Raw genomic sequence first — 22494 nt, 5'->3', positions numbered from 1 at the left:
ACATTCAGCATCATGGACTCAACACTTTAAAAAAAACGTATATGAACTTTCCAGCCGAATTACGCTACACCAAAGACCACGAATGGATTAAACTTGATGGCAATACTGCTACTATTGGTATCACCGATTTTGCTCAGCATGAGCTGGGAGATATCGTTTATGTAGATATCAGTACAACCGGCAAAAGTTTGGCCGCAGAAGAGGTTTTTGGAACAGTAGAAGCCGTAAAAACAGTAAGTGACCTGTTTTTACCTGTAGCAGGTACCATTCTTGAGGTAAATAGTCTGCTCGAAAAACAGCCCGAACTGGTAAATACCGATCCGTATGGAGATGGCTGGATGGTAAAAATGACTGTAAACAACGTGGCTGATGTAGAAGCACTGATGAACAGTGAAGCTTATGCTTCCCTCGTAGGATAAGTTTTTTTAAAACCATCCGAACTATTTCCCCGTATATGGGTTTACCAACCTTATACAAAACACATTAACCGCTTTTGGAAGTATCCAAAAAATACAGTGAATCTGAACTTATATACCTGCTGCAACAACGTGGGCAGCAGGTATATAATTATCTGTATGATAATTATTCGGGGGCTCTTTTATCCATTATCTATAATATTGTTAAGGATCAGGAACTGTCGAACGATGTTTTACAGGATGTATTTGTAAAAATCTGGCGACAAATTGATACTTATGATAGTACCAAAGGCAGGTTATTTACCTGGATGCTGAATATTGCACGGAATACGGCCATTGATACTGTACGAAGTAAGGGCTTTCAAAATAGCCAGAAAAACCGTGAATTAACTGAAAGCGTATATGTTTCAGTAGGTACATCTGAAATACAAACCGACCAGATTGGATTGAAAAAACTGGTTTACCAGTTAAAGGAAGATCATCGTGTGCTGATAGACCTGTCTTACTTTCAGGGATTCACCCAGGATGAAATTTCAAAAATGATGAATATTCCGCTGGGCACTGTAAAAACCAGGCTTAGAACGGCATTAATTCAGCTTAGAACTATTATGCAACCCAATAAATGAATATACAGGCTTACATAGAAAGTGGCATAATCGAAAGTTATGTGTTGGGCATGGCCGATGATCAGGAGCGTGCAGAACTGGAGCTGTTGAAACAACAGTATCCGGAAATTGCTGCTGCCATTGAAGCATTTGAGCTATCGCTTGAACAACAGGCCCTTTCTAATGCTATACAGCCTGATCCTGCAGTTAAACAAGCCCTGTTCGCCAAACTTGAAAATGAATTCGAGAGTAACGATGAGGCAAAAATTGTTACGATGCAGGTTGCTAATAATGGCTTGTTGCGTTATACTGCCGTAGCTGCAATTATTCTGTTGGTTATAAGTGCCGCCAGCAATGTATATTTCTATAAACAGTTCCGCCAGGCATCCACACAATACCAGGCACTACTAATTGAACAATCGAGCCTGATTGCAAAAAATGACGCTTTACAAGCCAAAGGCCTTGACTTATACAATGGCATACAAATTATGAGCGACCCTGCTTTTACCAAGGTTTCTATGCCAGGCATTAAATCGGAAGAAAACAAACTGGCTACAGTTTTCTGGGATAAGAAAAATAATGATGTATATCTATTGGCCAACCGTTTACCTCAGGTAACTGAAACCACACAATACCAGCTTTGGGCAATTGTAGATGGCAAACCTGTTGATGCAGGACTAATAGACGCCTGCACCGGCTTGTGTAAAATGAAAAACATCAGCAATGCCTCCGCCTTTGCCATTACTTTAGAAAAAAGAGGCGGCAGTCCTACCCCAAATCTCCAGCAATTACAGGTTATTGGAAATGTTAATGGTTAAATCTGGCAACAGATTAACCTTCTCACAACAAATAAGATCATACAGAAAGGTATTTTTGTAACTGCACTTATTCACCTAATACTTTTCATTTTGAAATTATTGCATTTTATTCCGGCTTTTATTTTCCTGATCATAACCATTATTTTATTATGTCTACCCGGAAGCAATGGACTTATGGGAAGTTGGTGGTTCAGAAATATACCTCAGTTCGATAAGCTGGTTCATATTGGCATGTTTGGTATACTCTGTTTTTTATTTCACCTTCCCGCGTGGAAAAGTACACTTCAAAATAGCGGCAGACAAAAATGGTTCTGGACCGTAAGTGTACTATCTGTAGCTTATGGAACCGGGATGGAATTTGTACAACGCGAATTAATTGTAAATCGCTCTTTTGAAGAAGCAGATATTTTAGCGGATACCGTTGGGGCACTAGGTGCACTGGCACTTTCTCAAACTATTTTCCTACGTAAAAAATTAGATTAAAAGTTCTCATCCGATCAGGCAGGTACTAAAAAAGATTGTCCCCCGTAGAAACGGGGGACGCAACCAAAACTAACTGCTTATGAGAAAATTGACTACTTGCTTATATTTATTACTTACGCAAATTCAGTGCCAAAAGATGAAGCCGATTTGTTAATGATTTCAAAACAAATACTGCGCTTATTTATTTACAGATACCTGTTCTTTAGCTACTGTTGCCTAATGCAAAGTTCTATATTAAAGACAGAAATAAATGTCAATGGTTTAACAATGATTTGTTAAAGGATTAATGACAGGATACCGTATTTGCACTACGGTCGGAGGTATAGGGGCTGAGATAGGGGATATTCAAATTCAAGCCTCTGATTATCAATAAAATGGCTGTAAATCCAATTACATAGGGTACCAATTTGCGCATTGTTTTGCGACTTTGCCAGCTTAATTGTACACCCCAGAATGCCAGAGAGAAGAGCGCTGGCAGTGTTCCCAAACCAAAAACCAGCATAAATAAAGATGCATTTAAAATTGATCCTGTTGCAATAGCACCTCCTATGGCTATATAAACCATTCCGCATGGTAATAACCCATTCGCCGCTCCCATTAGCCACATACCACTAAAGCCATGCTGGTGCATAGACCAGCCAATAAGTTTGCGGATTTTTTGCTGAAAGGGTGCCCAGGCTTTTGTTTGTTTGATGAAAACCCTACTCAACAGAAATAAGAGTATAGCACCTCCGGCAATAATAGAAAATGTCTGCTGCCATCCGGCTACACCAATCCGGTACCCAATGATACCCGCCAATCCACCCAAAATGGTATAGGTGCTGATTCTTCCCAACTGATAAATTAATATACCGGCTATTTTTTTGAGTGCGGGTAAGTGTTGAACAGGTACACTTAAAACGAGCGGCCCGCACATACCAATACAATGCAGGCTACTGGCCAATCCTAATAATAATGCTGATATCAGTATGGCTATTGTCATTTGCCAGACAATTCAATTTCTTTTTCGAGATAGTATTTTTTGCCTGCTGCTTCCCAGCTTAATTTGAGCAGGTATTTATTAGCTGTAAGTTTTTTACGCTCCAGTAGCTGTCTTCCATCTTCATCAATGGTTAAAGGAAACCGAAGGTCTTTTACTGCGTCTGTTTTACAGTATAACCATGCTTCTCCTTTTATTTGTTGCGCTTTCATTTCTGGGGGGAACTGAAGAACAAGCCACTGTTCATCTTCATGAATAGTAAATGCACCAATGGTTGCCGCATTTGTACGTCCGTCAATTTTATCCTGGTAACGCAATTCATCCTGGTAATACTCTTTACTCACTAATTCAAATCTTGTATTCATGGCTTTGTAAACCATCGTACCCATCAATGCTGCAAACCCTACAAAAACCAGTATTAATTTATTTCCCCAATTCATATAAACTCATTTAAAGATTATTCATTTATAAGGCTGGCCCAAGAAAATTCGTGGTAGTGCTTGCCAGCTTTTCTTCACCCTGATACAAGGCAAGTTTCAATATGGTTTTACGTTGCTTAACGGCCGATTTTGGTAAAACAATAAAGAATGTACCTGCTGCCTGACCTTCATTTTTAATAGTGATCAATGGCTTTCCTGCCATTTGAATTTTACCTTCCTGATCTACCAATTCAATTTTCAGGTCTATATCTTTGGTTGTTTTATTAATCAGTTTAATGTTATAAAGGTTTGATAAGCTATCTGTACCTCTTTCCTGGTATAACATTCCTGCTGTTCGTATAACGGTTACATCCACATCTTTTCGGGTAATCAATATCACAGAAAGAATCGATAACAGCAGGAAACATAAGCCTGTGTACAGTTTCATTCGAACCGTATACCTGAGTGGTTCTCCTTTCGCAATACTGTTCTCAGATGCATACCTGATTAGCCCTTTAGGTTTATGGATGCTTTCCATCACATGATCACAGGCATCAATACAGGCAGTACATCCTACACATTCCATTTGAACGCCGTTTCTGATATCTATACCTGTTGGACAAACCTTTACGCAGAGGTGGCAATCGATACAATCTCCAAAATCACTGGTAGCTTGTTTTTTAAAATTCCCCCTTGGCTCTCCTCTTTTATAATCGTAGGCAACAATCATAGAGTTTTTGTCGAGCAAAACGCTTTGTAAGCGTCCATAGGGACAAACAACCGTACAGGCCTGTTCCCTGAAAAAAGCATACACGCCATAAAACACCCCACTGAATACAAGGATAGATGCAAACCCAACTACGTGTTCTGTTACGGGTTCTGTAATAATTTTCTCCAGTTCTTTAATGCCAATGATATAAGCTAGAAAGAAATTAGCTATGATGAAAGATAGCAAGTAAAAAAGCAGGTGTTTTAATGCAACTTTTCCGATTTTCTTGCCTGTCCAGGGTGCAGCTTTTAATTGTTTTTGAGCAGGAGCATCACCCAAAACCAGGTACTCTACTTTCCTGAACATCATTTCCATGAAATTGGTTTGTGGACAGGCCCAGCCACAAAATAACCTTCCAAATGCTGCTGTAAAAAGTATGATGAAGAAAACAAAAGTGACCATGGTTAGGCCAAAGATGAAAAAATCCTGTGGCCAGAAGATCTTACCAAAGAGGATAAACTTTGCTTCGGGAATATTAAACTGGAATAAAGGACGCCCATTGATTTCTACAAAGGGTAATCCAAAAAAAATGAGGAAGTAAAACACACTAAGTACCGTACGTAAATTATAAAATCTGCCTTTAGGTTTGTAGGCATAGATCCATTTACGTTTTCCTGATTCATCCACTGTTGCTATCCTGTCACGGAAAGCATCTGTTTCTATTACATTACTGTGTTTTACTTCACTCATGGCGTTAATTCAATCCTGCTTTTAGAACAGGAGTTGCGGGTTGTGCGGAATCGGCTACTGCTGCTTCCTGGTATAACTCACCCTGCGGTTCTTTAGGCGTTGCGGGTTTGGTACCTTTAATTGATTTAATATAACTGGCTATCTGTGCTATCTGTGCGGGGGAATAATCATCTTTCCAACTTTTCATTCCCTTCTCCGGCCATCCGTATTTGATTGATTTGAAAACATCAGAAATACTTCCTCCATGTAACCAATAATCATCTACCAGGTTTGGACCAACAGTACCTCCACCATCTGCTGAATGACAAGCAGCGCAGGCAGTTACAAATATTTTTTTACCGGCTTCCAGCGCGGAGGCATCGCTCAGGTAAGTAACTGTATTCTCATTTACATTATTCGCCGCATTTTTGAGGTAGGCTTCTTTTTCAATTTCAGCCTTTTGCATAACGGCTGCCAGTTCTTCCAGGCTTGATGGTGCTGTATGGGTTACATGATAACGCCATAGGTAAACACAGGCAAAAAGAATACAGATATAGAAACCATATAACCACCATGGTGGTAAACGGTTATCAAGTTCACGGATACCATCGTAATCGTGACCAAGGTCTATATTAGCTTCTTCATGTACCGGTCTGAAACGATTGGCTTTGTTCCACCACGCGGCAAAAGCAGATTCTTTTCTTTCTTCTGCAATAGCCGCTGTTTTTTCCACTTCCTTGGCCAATAAGCTCTTCAGGTGATACAGGAGCCATAACAGCACCAGTAATTCTACGCCTACCACTGATACTAATGCATAAAAAGCAGTAGGTGATAATCCGCTGATAGATTGGCTTGCAGCCGCCGCTACAGGTTCATCAGCGGCAAAAGCTACAAAACTGAATAATAATAGACCGATGAGTGAAAGCACTTTTGTCTGCGCTCCTGCTTTGCGCTTTTCCCTGTATGCTTTCATGCGCATCTCTGCAGCACCTAGCACCACATGCGCCAATAAGGCAATAGCGAGCAGCAGCACTGCGATGATTACTACCAATACTTGTGCCAGCGGATTAGCCATAGCAGATGGTTTTGGCGGACCTTCGGCCCACACGCTTGCAGGAACCAGGGTGCAGAAAAGTACCATTGTTCCTAAGCCAAAGAATTTGATCCGTTGAAAATTACGCTTTTGCATTGCGGTTTATTTATAGGTCAGTAGGTTAGTTGTCTAAGGGTAATTGACTGATCTCTTCTATCATTTTTTTATCTGCCTTCCATGCCCATAAAGTCATGAGCAGAAAAAAAGTAAAGAAGATGGAGAATGAACTCAGCGCATAGATATCTACACCGATGATTTTTTCCAGATAGTTAATGAATTTCATGATAGTAGGTTTTACTTTTTAGCTGCAAGTGTTTGTTCGCCTTTAATATCAACTCCGATTCTTTGCAGATATGCAATCAGTGCAACTATCTCTTTATTGGCTCCTGTTTCAATTTTATCTGCTTTCAGGTTTTTACTGATTTTTTCTGCTTGTGCCATCAGTTCTTTATTCGCAATCTGATCGTATCCTTTTTCATAAGGAACACCCAATGTTTGCATTGCCCTTATTCGGGCTCCTGTTGTTGCAGTGTCAATTGCATCATCAAGCAACCATGGATAAGATGGCATAATAGAACCCGGACTCATACTTTGCGGTTCCAGCATGTGGTTATAATGCCAGCTATCCGGATATTTTCCACCGATACGCGCTAAATCGGGTCCGGTGCGTTTACTTCCCCACTGGAATGGGTGATCGTATACAAATTCTCCTGCTTTACTATATTCACCGTAACGGGCAACTTCATCGCGGAATGGGCGAATCATTTGTGAATGACAGGTATAACATCCTTCGCGAACATATATATCACGTCCGTGTAATTCAAGTGGTGTATATGGTTTAACAGCAGCAATGGTTGGAACATTGCTCTTGATAAGGAATGTTGGTACGATTTCCAGTATACCACCGATAGCCACAGCAACTAAACTGAATACCAGCATTTGAATAGGTCTTGCTTCAATCCAGCGGTGCCAGTATTGTTTGCCATGCGGAACAATTTTTGCCGGTAATGGTGGTGCTTCTGCTGCTTCATTTGCAACCAGTTTACCCGCTTTCACAGTTTTAACGAGGTTATATACCATGATGAATACACCTATGAGGTATAATAATCCTCCGATACTTCTGGCTACATACAACGGAATGATATGTGTTACTGTTTCCAGGAACTGAAACTTAAGTGTTCCATCCTCAGTAAACTGTTTCCACATCATGGCTTGTGTAAATCCGGCCCAGTACATTGGTATTGCATACAATACTATACCAATGGTACCTATCCAGAAATGCGTACTGGCCAGTTTTGTTGAATGCAAGGGGGTATTGAAAATTTTGGGTATAATCCAATACAGTATACCGAATGTGAGGAAGCCATTCCAACCAAGTGCACCAACGTGTACGTGAGCAATGGTCCAGTCTGTAAAGTGTGAGATAGCATTTACATTTTTCAGACTCAGCATTGGTCCTTCAAATGTGGCCATACCATAACAGGTAATGGCTACCACCATAAATTTAAGAATTGGATCCTCTCTTACTTTGTCCCATGCACCCCTCAGTGTAAATAAACCATTTAACATACCACCCCATGATGGTGCAATCAGCATCACACTAAATACCACTCCCAAACTCTGGGCCCAATCGGGCAAAGCTGTATATAAGAGGTGGTGCGGGCCTGCCCAGATATAAATAAAAATCAATGCCCAGAAGTGAATAATGGAAAGACGATAACTGTATACAGGTCTGTTTGCTGCTTTAGGCAGAAAATAATACATAATACCCAGGTAAGGAGTGGTAAGGAAGAACGCAACAGCATTGTGTCCATACCACCATTGTACCAATGCATCCTGCACACCTGCATACCAGCTATAACTCTTTAAAAAAGTAACAGGTATCTCAAACGAGTTTACTATATGCAGCATAGCCACAGTAACCCAGGTAGCTATATAAAACCAGATGGCTACATACAAATGACTTTCCCGACGTTTTAAAATGGTACCGAACATATTGATACCAAACACAACCCAGATTAAGGTAATGGCAATATCGATCGGCCATTCAAGTTCTGCATATTCTTTACCGGTAGTATACCCTGCCAGTAATGTCAAAGCCGCAGCTACAATAATCAGTTGCCAGCCCCAGAAATGTATTTTGCTGAGTGTATCACTAAACATGCGGGCCTTACACAGACGCTGTAATGAATAATACACACCCATAAAAATACCGTTACCGACAAAAGCAAAAATCACTGCATTGGTATGCAATGGCCTTACCCTTCCAAAAGTGGTGATGGGCAGATTAAAATTTGCGGCAGGCAAATAAATTTGTACCGCTGCAAGCAACCCAACCAACATACCTACCACACCCCATAGTATGGTAGCGTATGCAAAATGCTTTACCGTTTTGTTGTCGTAAAAAAATTGTTCTGATTGCATGAATGGTTGTTTTTTATAGTAGATGGGTTAGTAACTATTTTTTATCGGGATGTTGATCGAATAGCATTCTTACAGATGGAGATTCTTCATCATCATACTGGCCCGATTTTACGCTCCATATAAATGCACCAAGGAATAACCCTGCTACACTGATACTTGCAATTAATAGGAGTATGATAACACTCATAGCTGCTGAAATATTTCTGTAAAATTATTTTTCCCCCTCCCGGCAGCCTATGATATTACTCAAGAGCGGATATGATTTTAGTCATGTTTTTGTCACGCCAGTTTCAAACGCTTTGAAGCCAGGTTACTCAAGCCAAATGTGATCAAGAGGATACTGATACTGCTACAAGGCATTAAAATAGCAGCAATCATGGGAGACAAAGTACCCTGTACGGCAAAAAACAATCCCACTATATTGTATAATATAGATATTACAAATGCAGACATAACAATCACCCTGTTAAACCTGCACATGTTGATTAATTGAAACAGTTTCGGTAAACTGCCAGCTTCAATAATCGCATCACTGGCGGGGGTAAAGTTGTTGCTGTTATCAGTAATAGCCACACCTACATCGGCTTGTTTCAAAGCACCTGAATCATTCAGACCATCTCCTATCATCAACACATGTTTACCATCCTGCTGCATGCTCTTCAATACTTCAAGCTTGTCTTCCGGCTGCTGGTTAAAATACAGTTCAGACCGTTGCCCTAATAACTTACGCAGATAAGGCAATTCACCATCATTATCTCCACTCACCACTGCTATATGAAATTTTGATTGAAGTTGTCTCAACAACATGGGCACAGACTGTCGATAGTGGTTCCTGAACCTGAAACGCCCCAGTAACTTACCTTCTACAGATAAATACACAACAGAGCTTTCATCATTTTGTGTTTTACCAGTAATAAAAAGTGCTGAGCCAAGCGCTACCAGATCGCCATCAACCATTCCTTCAATGCCCTTTCCAGGAAACTCTTCAAATGCGAGGAATGGTTCTTTAAGTGGTTTGCCTGCCCAGGCGGCAATGCCTTTACTTAGCGGGTGGGTAGACTGCGCAGCCAGGGTGGCTACTTTTTTGCGTATTGTTGCATCGATTGGCTTACCGTCATACACAACTTCCATTTCTGTACCGGCAGTAAGGGTGCCGGTTTTATCAAATACAATAGTATCGATTGATGCCAGTTTTTCGATTACAGTAGCATGTCTTAAATAAAAATGATTACGTGAAAGTATCCGCAGGATATTTCCATTAGTAAAAGTATTGCTTAACAAAAGGGCACATGGACAAGCAATAATTAAAACTGCTGTTACAGCATTCCAGCTTCTGCTGGCATCTTGCCAGAACCAATATATACCTGCCGCTAATGCTACGCCAAATACTACCCAGGTAAACCAACGGCTCAGTTCATGAACAAATGAATTTTCATTATTCGCTTCTGTTTTGAACACATCTTTGTTCCATAAACGGGTCAGGTAACTTTGCGCCACTTCTTTTATCACCAGCACTTCTATATTACCACCCACCTGTTTACCTCCTGCATATACAATTTCTCCCATTTCTTTGGATACAGGCAGTGTTTCACCCGTTACAAAACTATAATCAATCAAGGCCCTTCCCCGGGTAATAATGCCATCTGCGGGTATCAATTCCTGGTGGTGAATGAGTAAAGTATCATTCAATTTAATATCCGGAAGTGTAACTGTTACTGATTCTTCGTCTTTAATCCTGGTAACTGCCACCGGAAAATAAGAAGTGTAGTCGCGATCGAAATTGAGTTGACGATGTGTTCTGTCTTGCAATACCCTGCCGGCAAGCATGAAGAAAACGATACCGGTCATTGAATCAAAATAACCACTTCCGGTGCCTGTAATTACTTCGTATAAACTGCGGGCAAATGTTACCCAGATAGCCAAAACAATTGGGGCATCTATATTAAGAAATTTCTGTTTGAGTGCATTCCAGGCACTGGTATAAAATTCACCTGCACTATAAAAGAAAACCGGCAAGCTTAGTATAAGATTAAGGTAACGGAAGAAAATCAGTAACTGCCCTTCTTTTTCATCAATACCAAGGTATTCAGGAAAACTCATAAGCATGATGTTGGCAAAACAAAATCCGGCCACGCCTAACCGGAATATTTTTTTTCTGTCGGTTACCGGTTTCTTTTTTCCAAGATCGTTATAGCTGATATAGGGCTCATAGCCGATGCCCGTAAGCAGTTCGGCTAATTGTCTTAAACTGATGAGGTTATGGTTGAAAACAATATCAGCTTCTTTTCTTTCAAAATTCACTTTGCAACTAACCACTCCCTTATTCAATCTGTATAATTGCTCAAGCAGCCATAAGCAACTGCTGCAATGCATTTGGGGCAGATAGAAATTTACATGTGTTTGATTAGTATCTCTGTAACTAATCAGCGACTGTTGAATCGCTACATCTTCCAGGAATGCAAATTTGTCGGCACGAACAATGATTTTTTGCGACTGACCCGGGTTTTTATTCAGGTCGTAATAGGTGCACATTTCATGTTCGTTCAATATCTCATAAACCATTTTGCAGCCCTCACAACAAAAGTGTTTGTCGTGCGCCTGTATATCTGTGTCTTTGCAGGTTTCACCACAATGGTAACAGAGGGTTTCTGTATGAATATGACTTCCTTTATGCATGATCCGTTGTTGTGCGTTGATTGGTTAGTCTTGGATATAAACTGCTTTGCTCAAAATGAATCCAGCGTAATACATCAGTTTCCATCTGAAACATTTCATTCACACAAGATTTTAAGCTTTGTGACCAACTGGGGTGTGTGATATAATGATGCATCAGTTGACGCATTTTTTGCAGTAATTCAATCAGCAATTCATGTGTATGCAGCATTGTTTCAACCACTTTAGGTTGAATAGTAATTTTGTCTTTACTAATTTGTTGCTGAATAAAAGGAAAAATGATCCCTGTTTCCTTTTTGAATGTGTGGGTTAATTCGTCTTCAATTTTTTGAAAAACGAGTTGCACTATTTCTGAAACAGGTGCTGGCAACTCATCGATAGATGCATGTTTATCAAGGTAGCTACGTATGTTGGCACAGGATGCCAGAATAGGGGCATGGTAAGTAGCTGGGATAATTTGACAAATTTCTCCCAATGTTTCCTTCCCCTGAGATAACTGGCTACCGGCCTGCAACAACATGATGAATTTATTTGTTGCAAGGTAGTTGTGCCGCAAAAGCTCAACTATGATACTACTCAAGCCAAAACATGATTTTTATCATGTTTAGTCTTGCAGGTTCGCCGTCTGAACCAATAATTGGTGTTTGAGGATTTTTATTTTCTTGCCATCCAGTTCAACCATACCATCTTTCTTAAAATCAGACAGCAGGCGAATGGTAGATTCTGTAGCGGTGCCGACTAAATTGGCTATTTCTTCGCGAGACAAGCGCACATTGAGTGTTGTGCCATCTGCTTCAAAGCCATAGGTTTCTTTGATAAATAAAAGTGTTTCGGCTAATCTTTCCCGGATGGGTTTTTGAGCGAGGTGAGTAAGTTTAACTTCTGTTTTATGTAATTCGTCACTCAATAATTTCATCATCTCAAAAGCAAGACCTGTGTCGTTTTTGAGTGCGGTTACAAATATTTCTTTAGGAATAAAACACACCTTGGTATCCTCCAGTGCCACCGCAGAAGCGCCATATCTGTCGCCACTGAGCAAAGCCCTGTACCCGAGCACATCACCGGAGTTCAGTAAGCGCACAATCTGCTCCTTACCATCATCGCCCTGGTGTGAAAGCTTAATTTTGCCATCGTTGATGCAATAAACCCCGAAAGGATAAGATCCTTCATGAAACAATACCTGCCCCTTTTTATAGGTATTACAGATTTTCTGCTCATTAATGGTTGTTACGTACTCTTCCCTGGCCTTACAAAAGATAGACTTAAACCGCTGGGCGCAAGTTTGACAGGTGGAAGAATCGTGGTCGGTATGCATCATGGTTATTAAGGTACAAAAATATAACTTATTGACTATTGATAATATTAAAAAAAATTGAAATCACCAGTTCAAAAGCAGCTTTTGAAACGCTGATGAGTCGCCATTAAACACGTTACAGTCTATTTTCGACCTTATTCCATTGATGGTACCTTGTTCACTATGTTGCCAAAAATGCCAGGAACGATTAATACGTGGTTTTTCCGGCTGAAAATAATGTGCCACCCAAAGAGGATATTCATTAAACTCTTTACCGAGGTAACGTTCATAAAAGTCGGCATAAGTGTAGATCATTGGCTTAACGCGATAATAAGCCTCGATTTCTTTCAACCATTCCTTCAATCTTTCACGCATCAAAGCAGGTTTTACGCCATATAGTTTTTCGATATCTACAACAGGTGGCAAATCGCCTTTTCGAAGGTGAACCTGACGAATAAATTGCAAAGCTTGTTTTTTACCGCTTTTGGTGGCTAAGAAGAAATGATAAGCTCCCCGAACCATTCCAGCCTCTTTTGCATCATCCCAGTTTTTATGAAACCGCTTGTCTGTATCATTCAACCCTTCCGTAGCTTTTATAAAAACAAAACCCATACGTGTTTGCTGCTCCTTCATTCCATATACTGAAGGCCAGTGTACAGGGCCTTGATGGACACTTACATCGATGCCATGAATTTGAAAACCCGGGGGTAGTGGAACACCAAATGCTTCATAACGAACGGCTTCAAGCGTTCGCTCCCTTTGTTCTTCCCATTTATGCAGCAGGGTAAAATATAATATAAGCGCAAAGCCCCCTATCAGTAATACCAACCATAATTTTTGCTCCCTGTTCAGTCTACGGGTATTTTTCCTTGCCATAGCCGTACAAAAATCGGTTAAATAAGTATTCCTTAACTATCCGAGTTGATTAAGCAAAACAGTATTTGCACCTTTTTAGTAATTTTACACCGATGGCTTATTTTAATTGGAATGACAGCGTAAATTTTCTCAGCAAGCTAACAGCTAAGCGTATTTGGAACAGTATTAAAGTTTACAGCAGTTACCAGCTCAGTAAATTCAGCAAGAAGCCAATACAATGGGGCTTACCTATTTCTATTTCATTTGAACCTACCACTTCCTGTAATCTAAGATGCCCCGAGTGCCCTAGTGGACTGCGTGCGTTTAGCAGGCCGACGGGAATGCTACAGAAGGATTTTTTTAAAGAAACCATCGACGATATTCATCAGCACCTGCTATACCTGATCTTTTATTTTCAGGGAGAACCTTATCTGAACCCAGATTTCCTCGATATGGTGAAATATGCTGCTGATAAAGGCATTTACACAGCCACTTCAACCAATGCACATTACCTGACCGATGAAAAAGCCAGGAAAACAGTGGAGAGTGGTTTGGACAGATTAATCATATCCATTGATGGAACTACGCAGGATGTATACCAGCAGTACCGGGTAGGTGGTAAACTGGATAAAGTGCTGGAAGGTGCGCGAAATATAGTGAAGTGGAAAAAAGAACTGAATAGTAAAACGCCTTTTATCTTTTTCCAGTTTCTGGTAGTAAAACCAAATGAGCATCAAATACAGGCCGTTAAAGAACTGGGTGCTGAAATTGGGGTAGACCAGGTTCGTTTTAAAACAGCCCAGGTATATGATTATGAAAATGATCCGCATAACCTGATTCCGGTTAACAATAAATACAGCCGTTATAAAAAAGACAAAAACGGAAATATGCAGGTAAAAAGCGGATTAACCAACCGATGCTGGAAACTCTGGCATGCTAATGTAATTACATGGGATGGTCTGGTAGTACCCTGCTGCTTCGATAAAGATGCCATGCATCAACTGGGGAATCTTAAAACACAAAGTTTTAAGCAAATCTGGTATAACGATAATTACCGGCAATTCAGGAGCGAACTAATGACCAGTAGAAAAAATATAGATATCTGCGCTAATTGCAGTGAAGGACTTAGTGTGTGGCAGGATTAATAAGTGAATCGTGAATTGTCAATGGTGAATTGTCAATGGTGAATGGTCAATGCTATTTTCATAACTATTTCGGTTCATTAAGCAATGCAATTCACAATTCACCATTGACCATTCACAGACCTTCTTAATTTTTCCTACATTTACAACTATGGGTATTGAAAAAGATATACAACAACAGCATTTCAGGAATGAGTACCAGAAGGCTTCTGTGAATATCATTTATTCTGCCAACTGGTTGAATGAGAAGATCAAAACCATGCTCGATCCGGATGATATCACCCCGCAACAATACAACATACTCCGTATTTTGAGAGGAAGCCATCAACCATTGAGTACATTACAAATACGTGCCCGCATGCTCGATAAAATGAGTGATACCAGCCGTATTGTAGAACGCCTGTTAAAAAAAGGACTGGTAGAGAAAAAAGTCTGCTCGGCTGATAAAAGACTGGTTGATGTGAGTATTTCTAAAAAAGGACTTACCCTTCTCGATAAACTCGATAAACGCAACTCAGAAATAGACCAGTTATTACAGGGCTTGTCAGAAACAGAAGCCAGCACCTTGAATAAATTACTTGATAAAATGCGTGATTAACTGCCTAATTGTTAATTTCTATACATTCTACTCGTTTTCATCCACAGTGCCTTATTTACCTTATGGGTGGCTTTATCTTTGAAACATGAAATGGTTTCAACTCCTTTTGCTGTTTATTGTATTGTCTGTAAAGCCTCTTAGTGGTATTGCACAATATTCGCCTAACTACGAATTCAGGGCCGCATGGGTAGCCACTGTTGAAAATATTGATTGGCCCAGCAAAAGAACACTTTCAGTTGCTGACCAACAAGCCGAGTTTATACAATTAGTTGAAATGCACCGCCGCAATGGCATGAATGCCCTGATAGTGCAGGTTCGTCCATCTGCCGATGCCTTCTACCCTTCTACACTTGAACCCTGGAGTGAATACCTTACCGGTAAACAAGGACTGCCCCCAAATCCGTATTACGATCCACTCGCTTTCATGATCGCAGAAACACATAAACGTGGTATGGAATTTCATGCCTGGCTGAACCCATACAGGGCTGTGTTTAACATTATCCGATCTTCTGTTGCACCTAATCATGTTACCAAACAACACCCTGAATGGTTTGTAACTTATGGCGACAAAAAATATTTCAATCCCGGATTAACAGAAGTTCGTAAACATGTGGCAGAAGTGGTGAAAGATCTTGTTAGCAGGTATAAGATCGATGCCATACACATGGACGACTATTTCTATCCATACAAAATCCCAGGTCGTGAATTTCCTGATCAGGCTACCTATGTAAAATATGGGAAGGGGATGGAAAAAGATGAATGGAGAAGAAGCAATTGTGATAGTATCATCGTTCTCTTACAACAAACCATCCGCAAAGCAAATCCAAAAGTAAAATTCGGTATTAGTCCTTTCGGTGTCTGGAGAAACAAAAGTCAGGACCCCATGGGTAGTGAAACAAGATCAGGACCAACCAACTACGATGAACTTTATGCTGATGTATTACTCTGGCTGCAGAATGGCTGGATTGATTATATAGCGCCACAGTTATATTGGGAAAGAGGGCACCCATTAGCCAGCTATGATATTTTATTACGTTGGTGGAATGAACATAGTTATGCCCGTCATTTGTACATTGGTCACGGCATTTACCGCGCCGGCTCCAACACAGCCTGGAAAAACAGGGATGAAATTCCTGCACAGATAAAAGCCCTTCGCGGCTACGAAAACACACAGGGTAGTATTTATTACAACAGCAATGTCTTCAACCGCAACCCCAACGGCTGGAACGATAGTTTACAACAAAACTATTATCGCTATCCCGCCCTTGTACCACCTATGTTTTGGTTAGATAATACCACCCCACCACAACCACTCGTTGAAAAAATCAACGAACATACCTACCGACTGGTATATAAGGGCGAGGAAAGAATCAAAGGTTTTGCTGTATTTATGAACGATAGTAAAGGAGAACCTGATTTTGGCAATAGTCAACTCATTGAATTCATTGTCGGCGATAAAACAGCCACAGTAGATATCAATAAACACGCTGAAGCCAAAGGGAAAAAGATACTCATAGCCTCAGTTGACACAGACAACAATGTAAGTCCGCTCAGGTTGCTCAACTAGAAAGAGGGTATTTTTGATCTTTGATCTTTGATTTTTTGATTTTGGGGGTTATGCTGGTAATTAAGCCGCCTGATACGGACAAGGCTTTCTTCGGGAGTTCTTCGGGAAAACAGGGGGTTTCTTCGGGGTTTCTTCGGACATCCTTCGGTAATCCTTCGAGAACTCTCGAAGCGGCTTCGGGAAGTACCGAAGGATTACCGAAGAAAACACGACCATGATTCGAAGAAATACCTGTCTTGATCTTTGATCTTTGAATTTTGACTTTTGATTTTAGGAGCATCCTACCGTATAGGAACGCCAACTATAGTCTATTCTCCCCGCTGCCATGCCATTTCCCAAAACGTTCTTCTACTGCGGTAAAGCGGTATTCAAATATTTGTTGAAGCTGGCGGCGTACAAACAGGGTATTGGCTATATCTCCAAGTATCCAAAGTGGAAGTTTATAATGAATGATATCGGTCATTTCAACCCCTCCCTCAATGGCTCTAAAGTGATGTTGATGGTGCCATAAGCTATAAGGTCCGAAACGTTGTTCGTCCACAAAAAACTGCTGATTTACTACATGGGTTATTTCGGTCATCCAATATAAGGGTATACCAAGAATGGGTTTCACTTTGTATTCAATAACCTGTCCCTGATACATCGTATTTCCATGGTGCTTGCTAATGATATTAAAACCAAGGTTTGCAGGTGTAATTTCTTTCAGGTTCTCTGGCCTGCTGAAAAAATCCCAGGCCTGTTCTAATGAAACAGGTATTTGCTGAATTGTTTTTAATGAATATACTCTCGACATGGGTCTGTTTCGGTTAATAACAGCTAACGTACCAAAAGGTTTAGCTCCATGTAGGCAAGCGCAAATAAAATAGCATTGACTGTCTCTTGGCTGCAAGCTACTAGCCTCTAGCTGCTAGCCTAGATTGGTGCTATTTTTAGGCTTGCAGCTTGCGGCTTGTAGCTTGAAGCCAGTTTTACCCGGCCTGCAATGGCAATATGGACCATATACCATAAGCTATAAGCCCTATCTCCATTCTTCTCTTTAAACTATCTTTATTGCATGATATCGCGTGAACAGCAACTGGCACAGTTTAAAAAAGTTTATGAAGGACTGAATGAACAACAGCAAAAAGCAGTTGATACCCTCGAAGGGCCTGTGATGGTTATTGCCGGCCCCGGCACGGGCAAAACCCAGATATTAGGTGCAAGGATTGGTAAACTTCGATTAGAAACAGATACACAACCCGAAAATATTCTCTGCCTCACTTATACAGACGCAGGAGTGGTAGCCATGCGTAAACGCCTGCTCAGTTTTATTGGACCCGATGCCTATAAAGTAAATATCTGCACTTTCCACGCGTTTTGTAATGATATCATTCAGGATAATCTATCCTTATTTGAAAAAACTGCACTTGACCCTATTTCAGACCTGGAAAGGATAAGTCTGTTCAAAGAATTAATCGATAGTTTCCCCAAGAACCATCCTTTGAAAAGATACAGGGGTGATGTGTATTATGAAATTAACAACCTGCAACAGCTTTTCAGTACTATGAAAAGAGAAGGTTGGACAGCACCCTATATTCAATCATGTATTGATACTTACCTCGCTGATTTACCCAACAGACCTGCTTTTATTTACCAGCGAACAAGTGGCGCCAATAAAAAAGGAGATCTTAAGCAACATAAGATTGCAGAAGAAACCGAAAAAATGGAAAAGCTGCGTGCAGCAGTGGAAGAGTTCAATCGCTTTCAGCAATTGATGCGTAAAAAGAACCGGTACGACTTTGATGATATGATTAACTGGGTAATTGATGCATTCAATAATAATCCAACCTTACTTGCTCGTTACCAGGAACAATACCAGTACGTATTGGTAGATGAATTTCAGGATACAAGCGGAACACAAAATGCATTGATTAAACTCCTTATTAATTATTGGGAGGTTCCGAATGTATTTGTGGTTGGTGACGATGATCAGAGTATTTATAGATTCCAGGGTGCGAACGTTGAGAATATGGAAGCGTTTGCCCAGCAATTCAGCAAATCACTTCATACGGTTATCTTAACTAATAATTACAGATCTACCCAACCGATTTTAGATATTGCCAAATCACTTATTGAGAGAAACAATGAGCGACTGGTAAAAAAACTTGATGGATTAAACAAGGAGCTTATTGCATCCAATACGGCACTAAAAGAAATAAAAGATCAGCCCAGGGTTTTTGAATACGAAAATCCAAAACAGGAAATGATTCATATTACCCTGCAGGTTGAGGAACTGATCAGTAAAGGAGTGCAACCCGGGCATATTTGTGTAATCTATCGGGAGAATAAATACGGAGAAGAACTTGCCCGTTATTTTCAGTTAAAACAAATACCGGTTTATAGTAAGCGGAATGTAAATATTCTCGCAGAGCCATTAGGCAAACAACTTATTCAGGCTTTAAGATACCTGGCTGCCGAGCACGATATTTCTTTTGGTGGCGATGAAATACTATTTGAGCTGCTACATTATAAATGGTTCTCCATACCTCCGATTGAAATCGCCAAATTAAGTGCTGAAGTAGCTGACAGAAGGTTTGGAGAAAGAAAAGTTTCGCTCAGGCAACTGATTGCTGAAAAATTGGATGGCCCTTTGCCTGATTTATTCAGCAAAGAAATCCCAGGTTTAAGAAAAGCGCAGTCTGCCTTTGAAAAACTTATTGAAGACGTACCCAATGTAACGCTCCAGCAACTTTTCGAAAACCTGATCCGGCATGCCGGCGTGTTGTCATATATCATGCAAAGTCCGGATAAACACTGGTTATTGCAGTTGCTAACTGGTTTATTCGACTTTATTAAAGAAGAAACGCACCGCAACCCGCAACTGAGTCTTCAGCAACTCATCAACATTTTCGACCTGATGGAAAAAGAAGGTCTTTCCCTACCGCTGGTAAGGGTTGGGGGAAATGATCAGGCAGTTAATCTTTTAACGGCACATGGTTCAAAAGGACTGGAATACGAATATGTATTTATTGCAGGTTGTAATGCATCGAACTGGGAGAAGAAAAGAAAACCAGGTGGCGGTTATAGTATGCCAGATACCATCTTTTCATCGCAACCGGTACATAGTGAGGAGGAAGAGTTAAGGAGATTGTTTTATGTAGCCTTAACAAGGGCTGCGCTTCAGTTGAACGTATCTTATGCAAAAGCAAATAAAGATGGAAAAGAAATTGAGCCTTCTATGTTTGTTGCAGAAATAAGAGAAGAGCATCAGTTACCTTTTACTGCTATTTCACTCGACGAAAATACCATCGCAACATTTGCGGCACTTTCTTTCAGTCAGGAACAAAAGCCTGAAATAGAAAAAATTGAGGCAGACTTTATTTCACATATCCTCGAAAAATTTGTGATGAATGTAACGGCACTCAATAATTACCTGAAATGCCCGCTCCAGTTTTATTTTAATAACCTCGTGCGCGTTCCTTCAGGAAAATCAGAAGCCACTGAATTTGGTTCGGCCGTACACCATGCATTGCAGTTGTTGTTCCAAAAAATGCAGCAAAGAGAGCAAGTGTTTCCTGATATTCAGGAATTTCTGACAGATTTCAGGTGGTATATGAACCGTCATCGCGAAAACTTCACCAAAGAGCAGTTTGAGCGAAGAATGGAACAGGGAGACCAGGTATTACCGGAGTATTATAACCGGTACGTGAATCAATGGAATAAAGTTGTAGCAATTGAAACCAATATCCGAAACGTAACCGTAAAAGGAATTCCATTAAAAGGAAAGCTGGATAAACTTGAGTTTGATGGCAAGCAGGTTAATGTGGTAGATTATAAAACCGGAGATGCTGAAAGAGGAATTAAAAAATTAAACCCACCCAGTGAAAAAGAACCCGATGGTGGCGATTACTGGCGGCAGGCGGTTTTTTATAAAATACTGGTCGACAATTACCCTTCTAAAAATTGGCAGGCTATTAGCGCAGAATTCGACTTTATTGAGCCCGATAAAAAGAAAGGATACCTGAAAGAGAAGCGTGTGATAACACCTGAGGATATCACAACCGTAACACAACAGATAGAAAAAGTATGGGGCAAAATACAGGAAAGAGATTTTTATACAGGATGCGGTAAACAAGACTGTCGCTGGTGCTCCTTTGTAAAAACCAATGAAATAGCCGTTGTTTTACACGACCCTGATGAGGAAAGTGATGATTAACATGATTTTTCAGCAGAAGCTTCCATAGCTCAGCAGAAAGCCTGTAAGTTTGCAACATTCATGAAACGAATTAACCATTTAACTTCCTATACCTTATTACTGGCCTTGTATACCACATTGCTTGGTTTGGCCAGTTCATGTGCCAATATTGTTCCTCCGGGTGGTGGTCCCCGCGACAGTTTGCCGCCAAGATTGGTTACGGCAATGCCAAAGGATTCTGCAGTTAATGTAAAAACAAAGAATATTACCCTCAGTTTCGATGAGTTCGTCAAACTGGAGAACCCTTTTGAAAACCTGATTTATTCTCCGGTGGTGAAAACACCTCCTTTGGCAGATTACAAACTCAGGAATGTAACCATTCGCTTTCGCGACTCACTCGAAGCAAATACAACCTACGCTATCGACTTTGGCAATTCCATCCAGGATGTAAATGAAGGTAACATCGCTAAAAATTTCCGGTATGTTTTTTCTACCGGACCAACTATCGATTATAACAGTTATACTGGCAAAGTAATTGTGGCCCAAACAGGTAAGGTAGATAGTACATTATGGGTAGTGTTGCACCGCAATCTTGCAGATTCAGCCATTGAAAAACTACAACCGCGTTTTTATACCCGACTCAATGGTAAGGGAGAATTTAATTTTCAAAACTTACCTGCGGGAAATTTTGCAGCCTATGTGGTAAATAAAAACAGTTATAATAAAGTCTTCGACAGCACTGAACTTTTTGCTTTCAGGAATGACCCTGTGCTGGTTAGCACTAATACGCCTTCAGATACGTTTTATGCGTTCATCCAATCTCCCAAGCTTACAAAATCATCGGGTGATGGTGCTGCATTGCCAGCCAATATAAGGGATGACAGAAGATTAAGGTATCTGCCCGATTTGGATAATGGGCAGCAGGATTTAATGGCTGGCTTACCATTGTATTTCAACAGAAAACTCTTTTCAGTTGACACTACTAAAATTCAATTAACGGATAGCAATTTTGCAGACATAAAAGGATACACGGTTCAGTTAGACTCAACCCGTAAAAAACTCATTATTGATTATCCCTGGAAAGAAAATAATGTATACAAGTTGGTAATTCAGAAAGAAGCTTTTGCTGATACCAATTCGGTAATGTTAACCAAAGCAGATACACTAAGAATTGCAACAAGAAAAGAAACCGAGTATGGAACTATCCGATTCAGGTTTACAAACCTGAATCCATCGCAAAATCCGGTGTTGCAAATTGTAAGAAATGATGAACTTATTGCGTCCTATCCGATTAACACCAACGATTTTACTATTAAAAGATTCAAACCCGGGACTTATGAATTAAGGATTTTGTATGATGCCAATAAAAACGGTAAATGGGATACTGGCCAGTTTGGTTCCGGAAAAAAACTTCAACCCGAAAAGGTAATAAGCATCCCCCGCCCCCTTAGTATCCGCGCTAATTGGGATAATGAGGTTACGATTGGTTTGCTGTAAATGAATTATCTACTACTAA

Annotated in this window: 21 protein-coding genes; 9 read left to right on the top strand and 12 right to left on the bottom strand. The window is 40.4% G+C overall.

Annotated elements, in window-relative coordinates:
• Positions 1–41 precede the first annotated feature (41 nt).
• From gcvH to ACH30E_RS03485, 4 genes are all read left to right on the top strand, one after another.
• The gene (gene gcvH, locus ACH30E_RS03500; RefSeq protein ID WP_294988425.1) at positions 42–419 is read left to right on the top strand and encodes a glycine cleavage system protein GcvH; all 378 of its coding nucleotides are present in this window, start codon (positions 42–44) and stop codon (positions 417–419) included.
• 74 nt (positions 420–493) lie between these two features.
• Complete coding sequence (locus ACH30E_RS03495; protein WP_490823661.1) at positions 494–1042, top strand: RNA polymerase sigma factor; 549 nt, start codon at positions 494–496, stop codon at positions 1040–1042.
• Positions 1039–1839, top strand: coding sequence for an anti-sigma factor (locus ACH30E_RS03490; RefSeq protein WP_490823660.1), 801 nt, complete (start codon positions 1039–1041; stop codon positions 1837–1839). The genes ACH30E_RS03495 and ACH30E_RS03490 overlap by 4 nt, the downstream gene beginning before the upstream one ends.
• A 90-nt stretch (positions 1840–1929) precedes the next feature.
• Entirely contained in the window at positions 1930–2322 is a 393-nt protein-coding gene (locus ACH30E_RS03485) for a VanZ family protein (protein WP_294988434.1), read from the top strand.
• A 283-nt stretch (positions 2323–2605) separates the two neighbouring features.
• Here the strand turns inward: ACH30E_RS03485 and ACH30E_RS03480 are convergent, their stop codons facing one another.
• The 11 genes from ACH30E_RS03480 to ACH30E_RS03430 form a co-directional block, all read right to left on the bottom strand.
• Positions 2606–3304, bottom strand: a complete 699-nt coding sequence (locus tag ACH30E_RS03480) for a sulfite exporter TauE/SafE family protein (protein WP_490823659.1) — start codon at positions 3302–3304, stop codon at positions 2606–2608.
• On the bottom strand, positions 3301–3741 hold the full coding sequence (locus ACH30E_RS03475) for a FixH family protein (protein WP_490823658.1): 441 nt from the start codon (positions 3739–3741) through the stop codon (positions 3301–3303). Before ACH30E_RS03475 ends, ACH30E_RS03480 begins: the two co-directional genes overlap by 4 nt.
• A gap of 25 nt (positions 3742–3766) precedes the next feature.
• Positions 3767–5179 (bottom strand): cytochrome c oxidase accessory protein CcoG, encoded by a 1413-nt coding sequence (gene ccoG / locus ACH30E_RS03470; RefSeq protein WP_490823657.1) that lies wholly within the window; start codon positions 5177–5179, stop codon positions 3767–3769.
• Positions 5180–5183: 4 nt separating this feature from the next.
• On the bottom strand, positions 5184–6347 hold the full coding sequence (locus ACH30E_RS03465; RefSeq protein WP_490823656.1) for a cbb3-type cytochrome c oxidase N-terminal domain-containing protein: 1164 nt from the start codon (positions 6345–6347) through the stop codon (positions 5184–5186).
• Between the two features lie 25 nt (positions 6348–6372).
• Entirely contained in the window at positions 6373–6534 is a 162-nt protein-coding gene (locus tag ACH30E_RS03460; RefSeq protein WP_294988449.1) for a CcoQ/FixQ family Cbb3-type cytochrome c oxidase assembly chaperone, read from the bottom strand.
• A gap of 11 nt (positions 6535–6545) precedes the next feature.
• On the bottom strand, positions 6546–8675 hold the full coding sequence (gene ccoN, locus ACH30E_RS03455; RefSeq protein WP_490823655.1) for a cytochrome-c oxidase, cbb3-type subunit I: 2130 nt from the start codon (positions 8673–8675) through the stop codon (positions 6546–6548).
• Between the two features lie 34 nt (positions 8676–8709).
• Positions 8710–8862: a cbb3-type cytochrome oxidase assembly protein CcoS gene (gene ccoS / locus ACH30E_RS03450; protein ID WP_294988455.1), complete on the bottom strand. Its 153-nt coding sequence runs from the start codon at positions 8860–8862 to the stop codon at positions 8710–8712.
• A 92-nt stretch (positions 8863–8954) separates the two neighbouring features.
• Complete coding sequence (locus ACH30E_RS03445; protein ID WP_294988458.1) at positions 8955–11351, bottom strand: heavy metal translocating P-type ATPase; 2397 nt, start codon at positions 11349–11351, stop codon at positions 8955–8957.
• On the bottom strand, positions 11344–11928 hold the full coding sequence (locus tag ACH30E_RS03440) for a hemerythrin domain-containing protein (RefSeq protein ID WP_294988462.1): 585 nt from the start codon (positions 11926–11928) through the stop codon (positions 11344–11346). Before ACH30E_RS03440 ends, ACH30E_RS03445 begins: the two co-directional genes overlap by 8 nt.
• A gap of 24 nt (positions 11929–11952) precedes the next feature.
• Positions 11953–12666: a Crp/Fnr family transcriptional regulator gene (locus tag ACH30E_RS03435; RefSeq protein ID WP_294988465.1), complete on the bottom strand. Its 714-nt coding sequence runs from the start codon at positions 12664–12666 to the stop codon at positions 11953–11955.
• 60 nt (positions 12667–12726) lie between these two features.
• Positions 12727–13518 carry a glycoside hydrolase family 25 protein gene (locus tag ACH30E_RS03430; RefSeq protein ID WP_294988468.1) on the bottom strand — a complete coding sequence of 264 codons (792 nt, stop codon included), beginning with the start codon at positions 13516–13518 and terminating at the stop codon, positions 12727–12729.
• A 92-nt stretch (positions 13519–13610) separates the two neighbouring features.
• On the opposite strand from ACH30E_RS03430, the gene ACH30E_RS03425 reads away from it, so the two are divergent.
• The 3 genes from ACH30E_RS03425 to ACH30E_RS03415 all read left to right on the top strand — a co-directional run bounded on the left by ACH30E_RS03425 (position 13611) and on the right by ACH30E_RS03415 (position 16804).
• Positions 13611–14642 (top strand): radical SAM/SPASM domain-containing protein, encoded by a 1032-nt coding sequence (locus tag ACH30E_RS03425; protein WP_490823654.1) that lies wholly within the window; start codon positions 13611–13613, stop codon positions 14640–14642.
• 148 nt (positions 14643–14790) lie between these two features.
• Positions 14791–15237 (top strand): MarR family winged helix-turn-helix transcriptional regulator, encoded by a 447-nt coding sequence (locus ACH30E_RS03420; RefSeq protein WP_294988475.1) that lies wholly within the window; start codon positions 14791–14793, stop codon positions 15235–15237.
• A gap of 85 nt (positions 15238–15322) precedes the next feature.
• Positions 15323–16804 (top strand): glycoside hydrolase family 10-like protein, encoded by a 1482-nt coding sequence (locus ACH30E_RS03415; protein WP_490823653.1) that lies wholly within the window; start codon positions 15323–15325, stop codon positions 16802–16804.
• A gap of 301 nt (positions 16805–17105) precedes the next feature.
• Here the strand turns inward: ACH30E_RS03415 and ACH30E_RS03410 are convergent, their stop codons facing one another.
• Positions 17106–17597: an SRPBCC family protein gene (locus tag ACH30E_RS03410; RefSeq protein ID WP_490823652.1), complete on the bottom strand. Its 492-nt coding sequence runs from the start codon at positions 17595–17597 to the stop codon at positions 17106–17108.
• 261 nt (positions 17598–17858) lie between these two features.
• On the opposite strand from ACH30E_RS03410, the gene ACH30E_RS03405 reads away from it, so the two are divergent.
• Positions 17859–20999: an ATP-dependent helicase gene (locus ACH30E_RS03405; RefSeq protein ID WP_490823651.1), complete on the top strand. Its 3141-nt coding sequence runs from the start codon at positions 17859–17861 to the stop codon at positions 20997–20999.
• A gap of 60 nt (positions 21000–21059) precedes the next feature.
• Positions 21060–22475, top strand: a complete 1416-nt coding sequence (locus ACH30E_RS03400) for an Ig-like domain-containing domain (protein WP_490823650.1) — start codon at positions 21060–21062, stop codon at positions 22473–22475.
• Positions 22476–22494 lie beyond the last annotated feature (19 nt).

Source organism: Sediminibacterium sp. FW305-C-61, from assembly GCF_058231065.1.
The sequence above is the reverse complement of the archived record's forward strand: the minus strand, read 5'-3'. Positions and strand labels throughout refer to the sequence as shown.